Here is a 14,904-nt window from a genome sequence, read left to right as displayed (position 1 = left end):
ATGTCTAAATCTATTACTCAATCCAAGCTGGCCCTGCGCGGCTGGCAAATTTCGCTGCTCATCGTCATTCTGGCTGCCTGGCACTTTTTTACGCTGGACCCCAAAGTAGCCTTCTTCTTTGGCCAGCCACTGGAAGTGGTCAAGGTGATCTGGGCCTGGTTCGTCACCAATGGTGATATTTACCTGCACCTGGGTGTGACCTTGAGCGAAACCTTGCTGGCCTTTGCCATCGGTACGATTGCCGGCCTGGCTTGCGGTCTGTGGCTGGGCCTGTCGCCGCGTGCAGCTGCCTTGCTGGACCCGTACCTGACGGCAGCCAACTCCATGCCGCGCGTCATTCTGGCGCCTATCTTCGGCATGTGGTTTGGTCTGGGCATCTGGTCCAAAGTGGCTCTGGCCGTGACACTGGTGTTTTTCATCGTGTTCTTCAACGTGTACCAGGGTGTACGTGAGGTCAGCTCCACCTTGCTGGACAACGCCCGCATGCTGGGTGCCAGCCGTCGCCAGTTGCTGCGCCACGTCTATATCCCTTCGGCAACCAGCTGGGTGTTCTCCAGCCTGCACACCTCGGTCGGTCTGGCCTTTGTGGGTGCTGTGGTGGGTGAATACCTGGGTTCAGCCAGTGGGGTCGGTTATCTGATCCTGCAGGCAGAGGGCACATTGGACGTGAATACGGTGTTTGCCGGTATTGTGGTGCTTACGGTATTTGCGCTGATTCTGGATGGACTGGTCAGTGTGTTTGAAGACCGCTTGTTGGCCTGGCGGCCACAAGGTGGCGGTACAGAAAAGCTCTGATCCATGTCGCTTGCGGTCAGATAGCGATCTGACAGGGCTTGCCCCGAAAACCGGCTTCTTTTTGGAGAGGCCGGTTTTTTTGTGCCGGCATTTTTGTGGCTCGGCATTTTGGTGAGCGCTGAAAGTTTAAAAAACTGAAGCCTAGTGGGGAGCACGTCGTGCCTTGAGGAAGCCATGCACGGCTTGAGGTGTTTTTCTGCTTAGAGTCACTTTGGATAGGACTCAGCGCAAAGCAGAAAGCAGGTCTATTTAGGCTGATATATAACCCTTGATCAAGATCCGTTCATTTGTTTGGAAATGAGAATTGTTGTTATTATCAGCCTTCTCATTTCCTTGCAGGCTCTTTGCTTTCATGTCCGACCGCCGTGCCTTTCGTAAAACCTGGCTTGCTCACTACAGCGAGCTGCTGGGGGCGTGGCGGCGTCGATCTCAAGTTGATCACGATGTGGAAGATGCCATGCACGACGCCGTGCTGCGCATACTGGAAAACGGCTCGGTTTCGGCTGATAATCCGGCCGCCTATCTGCAACGCAGTACCTCCAACGGTCTGATCGACCGACACAGACGGGAGGAAAAGCTGCCCATGGTGCCTTTGCATGAACTGCATGAGTCCGAGCATCCGCTAGCAGTTGGCCCGGAGTCCCAGGCTTATTCCAGCCAGATGGTCGATGATTTAAGAACGGTTCTGGATGAACTGCCGGACATTTGCAGGCAGGTGTATATTTACCAGCGCCTGGAGGGAAGCTCCCATGCCGAGATTGCCAGTGAACTGGGTATCTCCCGTGCCATGGTGGAAAAGCATATGAACAAAGCGCTGCGACATTTGAGTACAAGGTTACAGAAGTATGCCCCCTGATGTCCTGAACGCAGCGACCGCACAGGATCAGGCGGCCGCCTGGTTTTCTCATCTGCGCTCGGGTGATGCCTCGCCCGAGGATTGGCGTGCCTTCGAGCAATGGCGTCAGTCCGATCAGGAGCATGATCGCTGTTACCGCCATCTGGAGGCGATCTGGCAAGCGACCTTGCAGATTCCCGAGTCCGAGCTGCGGGCTGCCTTGCGGGCTTCGCGCCCATCGGCTCCGGTCAACAAGCCACGTCGTCGTTTTGCCTGGGGCATGACGGCAGGACTGTGTGCGGCGGGTGTGCTTGCCGCTGTGGGCATACGGGCTAGCCTGGATACTGAGCCTTCCTATCAAGCCACATTGACGACCCCACGCGGGCTGCACGAGGAATTGCGTCTGCCCGATGGCTCTATCCTGATGGCCAATACCGGCACACGCGCGCAGATTCATTTTTACGAGAATGAGCGTGTCGTTGACCTTTATGCAGGCGAGGTGTTCTTTGATGTGCAGCCTGATCGGTCCCGGCCGTTTGTGGTGCATGCCGGGCAAAGCAGGGTGGTGGTCACAGGTACGCGCTTCAATGTTCTGCATGAGCAGCAGCAATTACAGGTGACGGTGGAGTCCGGTTCAGTCAAGGTGCAGCAGGGTGCCTGGTGGGACCGGGATACACGCTTGCTGGAGCGTGGGCAATCCGTTCACACGGCTGAGGATGCTCCTCTGGGAGAGGTACAAAAGGCGGATCTGGATACCAGCCTGGCGTGGCGTAACGGCATGATTGTGTTCGAAAACACGCCGCTGGAGCAGGCGGTAGCGCAGATCAATCGTTACTTGCCGCAAGCGGCCGTTTTCGATGCACCCCGTTTTTCCTCCTACAAGGTGGCTGGGGTTTTCAGTGTGAATGAGCCTTTGGCCCTGATCCATACCTTGCCGGATCTGGTGCCAGTGAAAGTTCAAACCTTGCCCAGCGGACAACTGCGAATCAGCGAATAGAGCACGAGTTTGCCTGGCAATCCGGGCTCTATTTTTTATTTATCAAAAATAATTCTCATTTTTGTTCCGGTGTTTTGATTCTGGTTCGTCGATAGAGTAAGGGGAGCTGTTTTATGTCGCAGACGGCAGCGCCCATCACCTTGCCTTGAGGCCGCCTTGCGCGTGCCTTGCTACTCTTTGGACCTAGTCAGACTGTGAATACACCGACCTTTTCTGTGTGGCGCAACAAGCCCGCGATCAATACACGCTTGACGATTCTGGCAATCAGCCTGGCCTGCGCCGTCAGCGCCTTGCCGCTGGACGTACGTGCGCAGGCTCAAGCCACCTCCATCAATCTTCCTGTGCAGCCCCTTAGCAAGTCCTTGTTGCAGTTGGCGCAGCAGGCCTCGGTCCAGATTTTCTTTTCTCAGGAATTGGTGGATGGCCATCAGGCGCCGGCCTTGTCGGGCAGCTATTCCCCTGAGCAGGCCTTGCAGCAGCTCTTGGCGGGCACGGGCATCACGTACAAGCGCAAGGGTAATACCATCAGCCTGACGCCGGACCCGGCCTCCTCGGTGGCCGAGCTGTCCACCATTACCGTCAAGGGCGGGATTCTGGGCGACTTGTCGCCTGCCTATGCGGGCGGGCAAGTGGCAACAGGGGGTAGCCTGGGTTTGCTGGGTTCCGTGGATGTGATGGACAACCCCTTTAGCACCACCAACTACACCTCCGAATTGCTCTATGACCAGCAGGCCAGAACTCTGGCCGATGTGGTGGTGAATGATGCGGCTGTACGGACGACGACTTCTACCGGCGGTTTTGGTGAGGACTTTGTGATTCGCGGCTTTGCGGTAGGCAGTGGTGATGTCAGCGTGAACGGCTTGTATAGCCTGGTGTCTTCCAGCCGTGTGCCCGTGCAGATTCTGGAGCGTGTGGAAGTCCTGAAAGGGCCCGGCACCTTGATGCGCGGTATCCCACCCGGAGGGAGTATAGGCGGGGCGATCAATCTGGTGACCAAGCGGGCCGAGGACGAGCCGCTGACCCGCGTGACGGCCAGTTATGTCAGCCAGGCAAATGTGACGGCACAGCTGGATGTGGGTCGCCGCTTCGGTGAAAACAAGGAATGGGGCGTGCGCTTTAACGGCGTCAAGCGCGGTGGAGAAGCCACGTCACGCGATGGCAAGCAGGATCTGGGCATGGCCGCCCTGGGCGTGGATTATAGAGGCGCCCGTTTGCGCTGGTCTGCGGATGTCATCCACCAGGAAGACACGCTGGAAAATATCCGTTCACAAATTGGCTTTCAAAGCGATCTGACCGAGCTGCCTGCACCTCCGGATGGCCGTACCAATTTCTACCCCGGCACTCGCCTGACCCAGCGCGACAACACCATCATGTCCCGTCTGGAATATGACTTCAGCGATTCGGTAACCGGGCATATCGGGGTGGGCTATCGCCACGGCAAGAACCGCCAGATTTTCCCGGTGAATGTGAAACCGGGGAATCCCAATGTGCGCCAGTCTGTAGATGCTGACGGCAATTTCAGCGTGATCTCCACGTTCTATGACTCCTATTCCAAAACGCTAAGTAGCGATGCGGGTTTGAGCGTGGATTTCGACACGGGCAGCGTGGCGCACAAGCTGGCTTTCGGAGTGAGCTATATGGATCAGGAGCTGGGCAATGCCTACAGCCCTGGCACGGAAGTGGCGGACTCCAATATCTATAATCCTGTGCCTATTCCGGCAGGTCCAACAGAGCGGCTGACGCCACAAAAAGCGTCCAGTACCGGCCTGCTCAGCTTTGCCGTGGCAGATACCTTGTCCTTTGCGGATGACCGTGTCTTGCTGACGGTGGGGGCGCGTCGTCAGACCGTGGATGTCACCAGCTTCAATACGACTACAGGTGTAAAAACCTCCGATTACAAGGCCAGCTCCATCTCGCCTTTGGCGGGGATTGTGGTCAAGCCGATGGAGAATGTCTCGGTCTTCGCCAACTTCACCGAAGGTTTGACGCGCGGCACGATTGTTGGGGACACCTACGCGAATCGTGGCGAGATTCTCAAGCCTTTCAAGTCCCGTCAGTATGAGGCGGGTGTGAAAGTGGATTGGGGTGGCATCATGACCTCGGCCTCCCTGTGGCAGATTGCCCGACCTGCAGGGCAAGAGGATGGAAACAATGTGTATGGCTACTTTGGCGAACAGCGCAACCGTGGTTTGGAGCTGAGTGCCTACGGTGAATTGATGCCAGGTTTGCGCATGATGGCCAGTGCTGGCTTTACCCAAGGCAAGCTCACCAAAACCCAGAACGGTGTGAATGAAGGCAACCGGGCACCGGGTGTACCTGCCAGCACCTATAACCTGGGTCTGGATTGGGATACGCCTTGGGTACAAGGCCTGAGCCTGAATGGTCGCGTGATTCATACCTCGTCCCAGTATCTGAACAACACCAATACCTTGAAGCTGCCCGCCATGACCCGCTTTGATGTAGGTGCGCGCTACTACACCGATATTGCGGGCAAGGATGTGGTGATCCGCGCCAATATCGAAAACCTGACCGACAAGCGCTACTGGCTGGCTTCCAGCAACTTTGCCACGAACGGGGCAGGGCGCACGTTCATGTTGTCGGCCTCCGTGAATTTCTGATTCGCTGATTGTTAACGTCAGGCAGGGCTTCGCGGCTGTATTCGATACCGCCTGGCCCTACCTGGACCTGGAAGGGAAAAACAAAATGTTGAAACGATGTTTTCTGATGTCCGTTCTGTCGGCGGCCCTGTTGAGCGTGACCGCGTATGCTCAACCTACCCAGCCATCTGTGCAGCCCTTGAGTCCAGAGTTGGCGCAGCGCAGCTTGATCACGGCCGATGGCGCCTTGCGCAAGGAACTGGCTTACGGGATTTATCAGATGGCTTTCAGCGCGTCTGAAAAGGCCCTGTATGTAGCCTCGGCAGAAATGCTTGATGGTGTGCGGGGCGGGGCGCTCTACAAGCTGGACCCGCAGACTCTGGATGTGCTGGGTGTGATTCACACCGATGAAAGCAATTTTGGCTTGAGCAGCAATGCCGAGGGGAATGTGCTGTTCATGACGAACAGCCTGAACCCGGCAGTTGCGCGCGTGGAGCTGGGCGAAAAGGGCGGTTTGAAACGTACGGCCTTCAGCAATATGGGGACGGATGGTTTCAAGGTGGGGCCACGTACGGTGAAGCTGGATGAGGCCCATAAGCGTCTTTATGTAGGGGGCGTAGGCAATCCGGCGGTAATCTGGGTGCTGGACACGAGCAGCATGGAAGTGCTCAACACCATTGAGAATGCGGGCAAATGGGTGACCGGCTTGTTGTTGGACACGGATCATCGCCGTATGTACGCAGGCAATGGCGACGGTGAAGTGCTGGTGATTGATACGGACAAGAACCAGATCCAACAGCGCTGGAAACCTGCCGGGGACAAGCCGGCGATCTTGCTCAACTTTGCTCTGGACCCGAAGCGCAACCGTTTATACGCCACGGAAAACCAGCATCAGAAAACGGTTTATGTGCTGGATGCCAGCACAGGCAAGCTGCTGGAGCAACTGGACGTAGGGGACGCGCTGGATATTGTCTATAACCCCAAGCGTGACGAGCTGTATGTGTCGCACCGCCAGCAGGGCAAGGTGTCTGTGCTGGATGCGGGCAGCTATGCGAAAAAGGCGGAATACAGCTTGCCTGCTCATCCCAACAGTCTGCTGCTGGGGCCGGACGATCAACTGTATGTCACGGTGAAAGCTCCCTTCACGCCTGACCATAAGGTCAGCGCCCGCGAAAGTGTGGTGCGTATTGATCTGAGCAAGATCTGATTGCAGCCTGAAGGTTCAAAGTAAATCAGCCCGGCGCAATGCCGGGCTGAGTCTTTTTGCTGCTCAAGTTCTTGATCAAGCAGGGATTCTGCTTTCTGGGCTTTGCAGGGTGCAAAGCCTTTTATATTGCTGTGCCTGGGATCAAGCCTGCTGACGCGCTTGCTGAATCAAGGAGTCCAGCTTGATGCCATCCGCGGTGAACTGACGGATGCCTTCGGCCAGCTTTTCAGTAGCCATCGCGTCCTGGTTCAAATCCGTGCGGAAAGTGATTTCATTGCTGGCACGCCATTCGGGGGCAACCGCCTTGGCGCGCGCCACATCCAGCATGGCAGGGACTTCACCCTGGGCTGCATCCAGCTGGCCCAGCAGATCCGGGCTGATGGTCAGCAGATCGCAACCGGCCAGCGCCTTGATCTGGCCGACATTGCGGAAGCTGGCACCCATGATCTCCGTGGGGATGTCATAGGTTTTGTAGTATTCGTAAATGCTGCGGACCGAGCGCACGCCGGGATCGTTCTCGCCCTGGTTGGCGCTTTCGTCCCAGTCCTGGCCAGCGGTTTTCTTGAACCAGTCGTAGATGCGACCCACAAAGGGCGAGATCAGGGTGACTTTGGCCTGGGCGCAGGCGATGGCTTGCGGCAGGCAGAACAAAAGGGTCAGGTTGCAGTTGATGCCTTCGGCTTGCAGCGTACGGGCGGCCTGAATGCCTTCCCAGGTGCTGGCCAGCTTGATCAGTACCCGTTCGCGCGGCACACCGGCCTTTTCGTAATGCTGAATGATATGGCGGGCGCGCTCGACACTGGCCAGGGTATCAAAAGACAGGCGGGCATCCACTTCGGTGGAGACGCGGCCGGGAACAATGTCCAGAATTTGTTGGCCAAAGGCAACCAGCAACAGATCGCTGGTTTCAGCCAGGCTGGCGTGAGGGTGGTCGGCGATGACACGGTCCAGCAAGGGGCGATAGGCCGCCTGCTGGACAGCCTTCAAGATCAGGGAAGGATTGGTTGTTGCATCGGTAGGGCGATACGCACGCATCGCTTCAAAATCGCCTGTGTCGGCCACTACGGTTGTGCACTGGCGCAGGGAGTCAAGCTGAGTAGTCATGTCTGTTACTAGTCCATCGCAAAGCCATCAAACCAATCAATTACTGTAGTCGATTTTCCAGGTTTTCGTGCCTGGTTTCGGTGTTATTACCGATAAACTACCGGAAAAACCCCGTTTGAGCATATAATTAGAAGGTTTAATATTAATTTCAGAATCCGGGGTTTTTAACGTGCTGCCGTCTTTATTTCCTGAGGAGTCCCGCACTATCACTAGTGCCGTCCTAGCCCTGGCGGATGGAACCCTATTCAAAGGGGTATCAATCGGTGCCGAGGGGCACTGTGTTGCTGAGATCGTTTTCAATACAGCCATGACGGGCTATCAGGAAATCCTGACAGACCCAAGCTACAGCGGTCAAATTGTTACGCTTACCTATCCGCACATCGGTAATACCGGTGTCAATCCAGAGGACTCCGAATCCACCAAAGCCCACGCTGCCGGGCTTGTCATTCGCGATTGTCCCGCCCGCCTGTCCAACTTCCGCTCCACCCAGTCTTTGCCCGACTACCTGAAAGCTCAGGGCGTTGTGGCCATCTCCGGTATCGACACCCGCAAGCTGACTCGCATTTTGCGCGAGAAAGGCTCCATGGGTGCCTGCATCCTGGTGGGTGATGATGCCGAACGTGCACTGGAACTGGCCCGCTCTTTCCCTGGCCTGAAAGGTCAGGACCTGGCCAAGGTGGTTACCACCGACAAGTCCTACAACTGGACCGAAGGTTCGTGGGAACTGGGCCAAGGTTTCTCCAAGCCCGAAGGCGACCGCTTCCACGTGGTGGCTTACGACTTTGGCGTCAAGGCCAACATCCTGCGCCTGATGGCGGACCGTGGCTGTAAGGTCACCGTCGTGCCTGCGCAAACTCCATTGGCCGATGTGCTGGCTTACGAACCTGATGGCGTGTTCCTGTCCAACGGCCCTGGCGATCCGGAGCCTTGCGATTACGCAATCGAAGCTTGCAAGGGCTTGCTGGAGCGCAAGTTGCCTGTGTTTGGTATTTGCCTGGGTCATCAGATCCTGGGTCTGGCCGTAGGTGCTCAGACCTTGAAGATGAAAAATGGCCACCACGGTGCCAACCACCCTGTGCAGGAACTGGCCAGCGGCCGCGTGTTCATCACCAGCCAGAATCACGGCTTTGCGGTGGATGCCACAACCTTGCCAGCCAATGCCAAGGTCACGCACATTTCTTTGTTCGACCAGAGCCTGCAAGGCTTCGAGTTGACAGATCGCCCCGCGTTTTGCTTCCAGGGTCACCCCGAAGCCACTCCCGGCCCGCGCGATATTGCCTCGCTGTTCGACAAATTCATCAGCCTGATGGCTGCCCACCAGGCCAATAAATAAATCGCACTATGCCAAAGCGTTCAGACTTAAAAAGCATTCTTATCATTGGCGCAGGCCCGATCATCATTGGTCAGGCTTGTGAATTCGACTACTCGGGAGCCCAGGCATGTAAGGCCCTGAAGGCCGAGGGTTACCGGACTGTGCTGGTCAACAGCAACCCGGCCACCATCATGACGGACCCGGATACGGCCGACGTCACCTACATCGAGCCCATCACCTGGCAAGCTGTCGAGAAAATCATTGAAAAAGAGCGTCCCGATGCGCTCTTGCCCACCATGGGCGGCCAAACCGCGCTGAACTGCGCCCTGGATCTGGCCAAGCATGGCGTGCTGGAAAAATTCGGTGTCGAGCTGATCGGTGCCAACGCCGCTGCTATCGAAAAAGCCGAAGACCGCCTGAAATTCAAGGACGCCATGACCTCCATCGGTCTGGAGTCCGCCAAGTCCGGCGTGGCTCACAGCATGGACGAAGCCTGGGCGGTTCAAAAGCGTATCGCTGAAGAAATCGGCACCGCCGGTTTCCCCGTCGTGATTCGCCCCAGCTTCACGCTGGGCGGTACGGGCGGCGGTATTGCCTACAACCCTGAAGAATTCGAAACCATCTGCCGTCGTGGTCTGGAAGCATCGCCAACCAACGAACTGCTGATTGAAGAATCCCTGCTGGGCTGGAAAGAGTTTGAAATGGAAGTCGTGCGTGACCGCGCCGACAACTGCATTATTGTGTGCTCCATTGAAAACCTGGACCCCATGGGTGTGCACACCGGTGACTCCATCACTGTGGCTCCTGCCCAAACCCTGACCGACCGCGAATACCAGATCATGCGTAATGCATCGATCGCCGTATTGCGCGAAATCGGTGTGGATACCGGTGGTTCGAACGTTCAGTTCGCGGTGAACCCCGATAACGGCCGCATGATCGTTATCGAAATGAACCCGCGCGTGTCTCGTTCCTCGGCTCTGGCTTCCAAAGCCACGGGTTTCCCTATCGCCAAGATCGCTGCGCGTCTGGCCGTGGGTTACACCCTGGACGAGCTGCTGAACGAAATCACCGGCGGTGCGACCCCCGCTTCGTTCGAGCCCACCATCGACTACGTGGTTACCAAGGTGCCACGTTTCGCTTTCGAAAAATTCCCTCAGGCCGATTCGCGCCTGACCACCCAGATGAAGTCCGTAGGTGAAGTGATGGCTATTGGCCGCACTTTCCAGGAATCCTTCCAGAAAGCCCTGCGTGGCCTGGAAGTGGGTGTGGATGGTCTGAACCAGAAAACCACCGACCGCGAAAAACTGCAGGTCGAACTGGGCGAACCCGGCCCAGAGCGTATCTGGTACGTGGGCGATGCTTTCGCTCAAGGCCTGACCCTGGACGAAGTTCACAACCTGACCAAGATCGACCCCTGGTTCCTGGCCCAGATCAAAGAGATCGTGGACATCGAACTGGCTCTGGAACAAAAGACGCTGGCCGATCTGGACCGCGACACACTGTTCGGTCTGAAGCGCCGTGGTTTCTCCGATCGCCGTCTGGCTTTCTTGCTGGACACCGTGGAATCGGAAGTGCGCAAACTGCGTCACCAACTGAACGTGCGTCCTGTCTACAAGCGTGTGGACACCTGCGCGGCTGAATTCTCCACCGATACGGCCTATATGTACTCGACCTACGAGGAAGAGTGCGAATCCAATCCTACGAACAAGAAGAAGATCATTGTTCTGGGTGGTGGTCCTAACCGTATTGGTCAGGGTATCGAGTTTGACTACTGCTGCGTGCACGCTGCTCTGGCATTGCGCGAAGATGGTTACGAAACCATCATGGTCAACTGCAACCCCGAAACCGTTTCTACCGACTACGACACCTCCGATCGTCTGTACTTCGAGCCTCTGACTCTGGAAGACGTGCTGGAAATCGTTCACATCGAAAAACCCGTGGGCACCATCGTTCAGTACGGTGGCCAGACTCCGCTGAAATTGGCACGTGCTCTGGAAGCCAACGGTGTACCTATCATCGGTACCAGCCCTGAATCCATTGACGTGGCTGAAGACCGTGAGCGTTTCCAGAAGCTGCTGACCAAGTTGGGTCTGCGTCAGCCGCCAAACCGTACGGCTCGTACCGAAGGCGAAGCCATTGCTCTGGCTGCTGAAATTGGATACCCCCTGGTGGTGCGCCCAAGCTATGTGCTGGGTGGCCGCGCCATGGAAATTGTGCACGAGCAGCAAGACCTGGAGCGCTACATGCGCGAAGCGGTCAAGGTCAGCAATGACTCGCCCGTGCTGCTGGATCACTTCCTGAACAACGCTACCGAAGTGGACGTGGACTGCCTGGCCGATGGCGAGCGCGTGTTTGTGGGCGGTGTGATGCAACACATTGAACAAGCTGGTGTTCACTCCGGTGACTCCGCTTGCAGCTTGCCTCCTTACTCGCTCAGCGACGAAACCGTAGCTGAAATCAAGCGCCAGACCGCACTCATGGCCAAGGCCTTGAACGTGAAGGGCCTGATGAACGTGCAGTTCGCCATTCAGGATGGTGATGTGTACGTGCTGGAAGTGAATCCACGTGCTTCGCGTACCGTGCCGTTCGTGTCCAAGGCTACCGGTTTGCAGCTGGCCAAGATCGCCGCTCGCGCCATGGCTGGTCAGACTCTGTCCGAGCAAGGCATTACTGAAGAAGTCACGCCGTCTTACTACAGCGTGAAAGAAGCCGTGTTCCCCTTCGTGAAGTTCCCTGGTGTGGATACCATTCTGGGACCTGAAATGAAGTCCACCGGCGAAGTCATGGGTGTGGGCACCTCGTTTGCCGAAGCCTTCGTGAAGTCGCAGATGGCTGCCAGCGTGAACCTGCCCAAGGGCGGTCTGGCCTTCATCAGCGTGCGTGCTCAGGACAAACCACAAGCGGTTGAAGTGGCTCGTGGCCTGATCTCGCTGGGCTTCAAGGTTGTGGCTACCCGCGGTACCGCCAGCGCCATCGAGCAGGCCGGTCTGGCTGTTCAAGTGGTGAACAAGGTTACCGAAGGTCGTCCGCACATTGTGGACATGATCAAGAACGGTGAAGTTTCCTTGGTCATCAATACGGTTGAAGAGCGTCGCAACGCCATCGTTGATTCGCGTACAATCCGTACACATGCGCTGGCTGCCAACCTGGCCTACTACACCACCATTGCCGGTGCTGTGGCGGCGGTTCAAGGCTTGCAGTATCTGAGCCAAGGTGAGGGCTTGAAAGTTTACGCGGTTCAAGAGCTGCACGCTCTGCTCGCGAAACACTAAGTCTTACCCGGCTGGAAAGGCGCACCTTAGTGGTGCGCCTTTTTTTGTTCTTGCATCAGACAAGACCAAGCCGTCGTATTGGGGCAGCACGCAGGCCACCGCCTGCACAGTGCAGAAGTTTTCTTCTTTGGAGATCATGTCGTGAAATGGTTCATTCTTGCCTTGTTCATCGTGTGCACGATTGTTGTGCACTTCAGGGGTCGAGTCAGGCACCGGTTTTCTCGCCAGTTGCTGGATCATTCCACCTTCACGGCTCCTCTGAACGTCTTCATGTACGGCTTTTCGGCAGTACCGAACGAGCCGTATCTGGATTTGAAACACTTTCCCGAGCTGAACAAGCTGCTGGAGCACTGCGATGAAATTCGCGCCGAGGCCGAGCAGCTATTTGGCGAAGGCCATATCAAGGCCTCGGACAAGTACAACGATGCGGGTTTCAACTCCTTCTTCAAAACCGGCTGGACGCGTTTTTACCTGAAGTGGTATGACGCGGATCATCCGTCAGCACGCGAACTGTGCCCGGTGACGACCAATCTGCTCAAGGACATTCCTTCGATCAAGGCGGCCATGTTCACCTCCTTGCCACCCGGTGCCCGTTTACCGCGTCACCGCGACCCTTATGCGGGTTCGCTGCGCTTTCACATGGGGCTGATGACGCCTAATAGTCCGGATTGTTATATCGAAGTGGATGGCCAGCGCTACCACTGGCGTGATGGCGAGGCCGTGGTGTTTGATGAAACCTTTATTCACTACGCCGAGAACAAAACGGATCAGAACCGCATTATCTTGTTTGCGGACGTAGAGCGCCCCATGCGTTACCGCTGGGCACAGGCGATCAATCACGCAGTAGGTGGTTTCTTGCTGCGCGCCGCTGCCGCTCCTAACCAGGAAGGCGACCGCACGGGTGGTATCAACCGTATTTTCGGCACGGTTTATGCTGTGCGTCGTTTCGGCAAGGCGATCAAGAAAAAGAACGAAACCCTGTACTACATCCTCAAGTGGTTGCTGGTGCTGGGCATTGCTGCCCTGATCTTCCTGTAAAAAGCAGGCAAAGATGCAAACCGTCTTTATCACGGGTGCCAGCAGCGGTTTGGGCAAAGCGCTTGCTCAGGAATACGCAGCTCAAGGTGCTTGCCTGGGTTTGCTGGGCCGGCGTCAGGAAGAACTCCAGGCGTTGGCTGAGAGCTTGCCCGGTGTGCACCGTATCTATGTGGCGGATGTACGTGACAGAGACGCCTTGCATCAAGCGGCCCAGGACTTTTTGCAGTTCACAGGGCAAAAAATTGATGTGGTCATTGCCAGTGCAGGAATCAGCGCTGGCACCTTGACGGAAGAAACCGAAGACTTCGCCGTCTTCAAAGCCATTGTGGATACAAATCTGCTGGCCATGGTGGCGACCTTCGAGCCTTTTATCGGCACCATGAAAGCGGCGGGGAAGGGAACCTTGGTGGGTATTGCCAGCGTGGCGGGTATTCGTGGTCTGCCCGGTGCGGGGGCTTATAGCAGCTCCAAGGCGGCTGTCATTGCCTACTGCGAAAGCTTGCGGCTGGAGCTGTCGTTGTACGGTGTCTCTGTTGTCACCATTACGCCCGGTTATATTCGCACGGCCATGACGGCGCAGAATCCTTACTCCATGCCGTTTCTGATGCCTGCTGAGGACTTTGCCCGCAAAGCCCGCAAGACCATCGAGCAGGGCGTGTCCTATCGAGTCATTCCGTGGCAGATGGGAGTTGTCTCGCGCCTGATGCGTCTTTTGCCTAATTGGCTGTATGACCGTCTGGCTCGTCAGGCGCCGCGCAAGCCACGACTGAACAAAAAAAGCTGATCATTGCCCCTGTAGCTGATTTTTGAGGCCCTTGTTGGCCTCATCGCGGTTTGAAGGGGGGGGCTGGCTATGCTTATGGCCGCAACCGCAACCGCAACCGCAACCGCAACCGCAATAGTGCCTGTGGCTCTTCCTGGTATGGGGCCGTCGCTATCGTAAGGATAAAGCTTGCGGGCGTGGCGCTGGAGACACTGTCAGGAACTGATGAGGTGAGTCAGGCGGACAGGACTCCGCACAAGTCTCAGGCTGGTTTATCGAACGCTGCAGCTAATCCGATCTGCGGGTACCTGCCTGATCATGGCTATGTATGGCTTAGACTTGCTCGTCCAGTGCCGTATTCAGATGTGGCAACTGCCCCCACTGCGTACAGGTCCAGTTCAAGTCTTTATCGATACTGAAGAAATTCAAACTGGTATTCAAAATGGCATGAGTGCGCTTGGCATTCAGTGCCTGCTGGTTCAGCTTGCGCCAAACCATATCGATGACACCACCATGGGCAAAGACCAGCAAGTTCTTGCCCGCATTGTCCTGCGCCAGCGCCTCAAAGCAGCTCAGAACCCGTGTTTGAAACTGACGCAGTGATTCGCCGCCCTCTACGGCGTAATCGATATCGACGGTATCGTCGGGCTGATCCGGCCCATGGCGGCCTGCCGCATCCCAGGCCTGGCCTTCCAGCTTGCCAAAGCCGCGTTCGCGCAGTCCCTGGACTTGCTGGATTTCAATATCCCAATGCTGACAGGCAATTGCCGCAGTTTCCGAGGCGCGTTGCAGATCGCTGCTGATGACGGCATCCACAGGCATGTGAAACGCCGGGGAGCTCAGGTAACTTTGCAGGGCACGGGCCTGTTCGCGGCCGGTCTCGTTCAGCTCTATATCCTGCCAGCCCTGTAAACGGCGTACGGCGTTCCAGGCGGTTTCACCATGGCGGATCAGACAAATAGACGTACTCATGCTGGCGTAATC

At 56.6% G+C, this 14,904-nt stretch carries 11 protein-coding genes; 9 read left to right on the top strand and 2 right to left on the bottom strand.

Annotated features, from left to right (window positions below; all coding sequences use genetic code 11):
• The 5 genes from ACLPGZ_RS07000 to ACLPGZ_RS06980 all read left to right on the top strand — a co-directional run bounded on the left by ACLPGZ_RS07000 (window position 1) and on the right by ACLPGZ_RS06980 (window position 6,431).
• Window positions 1–795 carry an ABC transporter permease gene (locus tag ACLPGZ_RS07000; RefSeq protein ID WP_009463067.1) on the top strand — a complete coding sequence of 265 codons (795 nt, stop codon included), beginning with the start codon at window positions 1–3 and terminating at the stop codon, window positions 793–795.
• A 352-nt stretch (window positions 796–1,147) separates the two neighbouring features.
• Entirely contained in the window at window positions 1,148–1,651 is a 504-nt protein-coding gene (locus ACLPGZ_RS06995) for a sigma-70 family RNA polymerase sigma factor (RefSeq protein WP_115634138.1), read from the top strand.
• Entirely contained in the window at window positions 1,641–2,627 is a 987-nt protein-coding gene (locus tag ACLPGZ_RS06990; protein ID WP_239055195.1) for a FecR family protein, read from the top strand. Before ACLPGZ_RS06995 ends, ACLPGZ_RS06990 begins: the two co-directional genes overlap by 11 nt.
• A gap of 194 nt (window positions 2,628–2,821) precedes the next feature.
• A complete protein-coding gene (locus ACLPGZ_RS06985; RefSeq protein ID WP_239055196.1) occupies window positions 2,822–5,245 on the top strand; it encodes a TonB-dependent receptor in 2,424 nt (807 codons plus the stop codon).
• Between the two features lie 85 nt (window positions 5,246–5,330).
• Window positions 5,331–6,431 carry a YncE family protein gene (locus ACLPGZ_RS06980; RefSeq protein ID WP_239055197.1) on the top strand — a complete coding sequence of 367 codons (1,101 nt, stop codon included), beginning with the start codon at window positions 5,331–5,333 and terminating at the stop codon, window positions 6,429–6,431.
• 141 nt (window positions 6,432–6,572) lie between these two features.
• On the opposite strand, the gene tal is transcribed toward ACLPGZ_RS06980, so the two are convergent.
• Complete coding sequence (tal, locus tag ACLPGZ_RS06975) at window positions 6,573–7,535, bottom strand: transaldolase (protein WP_009463071.1); 963 nt, start codon at window positions 7,533–7,535, stop codon at window positions 6,573–6,575.
• Between the two features lie 169 nt (window positions 7,536–7,704).
• Between tal and carA the strand changes: the two genes are divergently transcribed.
• From carA to ACLPGZ_RS06955, 4 genes are all read left to right on the top strand, one after another.
• The gene (carA, locus tag ACLPGZ_RS06970) at window positions 7,705–8,868 is read left to right on the top strand and encodes a glutamine-hydrolyzing carbamoyl-phosphate synthase small subunit (protein WP_035270978.1); all 1,164 of its coding nucleotides are present in this window, start codon (window positions 7,705–7,707) and stop codon (window positions 8,866–8,868) included.
• Between the two features lie 8 nt (window positions 8,869–8,876).
• The gene (gene carB, locus ACLPGZ_RS06965; protein WP_088450966.1) at window positions 8,877–12,119 is read left to right on the top strand and encodes a carbamoyl-phosphate synthase large subunit; all 3,243 of its coding nucleotides are present in this window, start codon (window positions 8,877–8,879) and stop codon (window positions 12,117–12,119) included.
• A gap of 141 nt (window positions 12,120–12,260) precedes the next feature.
• Entirely contained in the window at window positions 12,261–13,157 is an 897-nt protein-coding gene (gene lpxO, locus ACLPGZ_RS06960; RefSeq protein WP_026485242.1) for a lipid A hydroxylase LpxO, read from the top strand.
• A 13-nt stretch (window positions 13,158–13,170) separates the two neighbouring features.
• The gene (locus tag ACLPGZ_RS06955; protein ID WP_035270976.1) at window positions 13,171–13,941 is read left to right on the top strand and encodes an SDR family oxidoreductase; all 771 of its coding nucleotides are present in this window, start codon (window positions 13,171–13,173) and stop codon (window positions 13,939–13,941) included.
• 312 nt (window positions 13,942–14,253) lie between these two features.
• On the opposite strand, the gene ACLPGZ_RS06950 is transcribed toward ACLPGZ_RS06955, so the two are convergent.
• A complete protein-coding gene (locus tag ACLPGZ_RS06950) occupies window positions 14,254–14,892 on the bottom strand; it encodes a histidine phosphatase family protein (RefSeq protein WP_035270975.1) in 639 nt (212 codons plus the stop codon).
• Window positions 14,893–14,904 lie beyond the last annotated feature (12 nt).

Source organism: Alcaligenes sp. Me129 (assembly GCF_050487245.1).
Taxonomy (GTDB): domain Bacteria; phylum Pseudomonadota; class Gammaproteobacteria; order Burkholderiales; family Burkholderiaceae_B; genus Alcaligenes; species Alcaligenes phenolicus.
Note: the sequence above shows the minus strand (reverse complement) of the source record. Positions and strands in the feature narration are given on the sequence as shown.

Excerpts from the sequence above, each read along its gene's own strand:
- tal (WP_009463071.1), bottom strand. The coding sequence starts at position 7,535 with ATGACTACTCAGCTTGACTCCCTGCGCCAGTGCACAACCGTAGTGGCC.
- carB (WP_088450966.1), top strand. The coding sequence starts at position 8,877 with ATGCCAAAGCGTTCAGACTTAAAAAGCATTCTTATCATTGGCGCAGGC.
- ACLPGZ_RS06995 (WP_115634138.1), top strand. The coding sequence starts at position 1,148 with ATGTCCGACCGCCGTGCCTTTCGTAAAACCTGGCTTGCTCACTACAGC.
- ACLPGZ_RS07000 (WP_009463067.1), top strand. The coding sequence starts at position 1 with ATGTCTAAATCTATTACTCAATCCAAGCTGGCCCTGCGCGGCTGGCAA.
- ACLPGZ_RS06950 (WP_035270975.1), bottom strand. The coding sequence starts at position 14,892 with ATGAGTACGTCTATTTGTCTGATCCGCCATGGTGAAACCGCCTGGAAC.
- ACLPGZ_RS06990 (WP_239055195.1), top strand. The coding sequence starts at position 1,641 with ATGCCCCCTGATGTCCTGAACGCAGCGACCGCACAGGATCAGGCGGCC.
- ACLPGZ_RS06955 (WP_035270976.1), top strand. The coding sequence starts at position 13,171 with ATGCAAACCGTCTTTATCACGGGTGCCAGCAGCGGTTTGGGCAAAGCG.
- ACLPGZ_RS06980 (WP_239055197.1), top strand. The coding sequence starts at position 5,331 with ATGTTGAAACGATGTTTTCTGATGTCCGTTCTGTCGGCGGCCCTGTTG.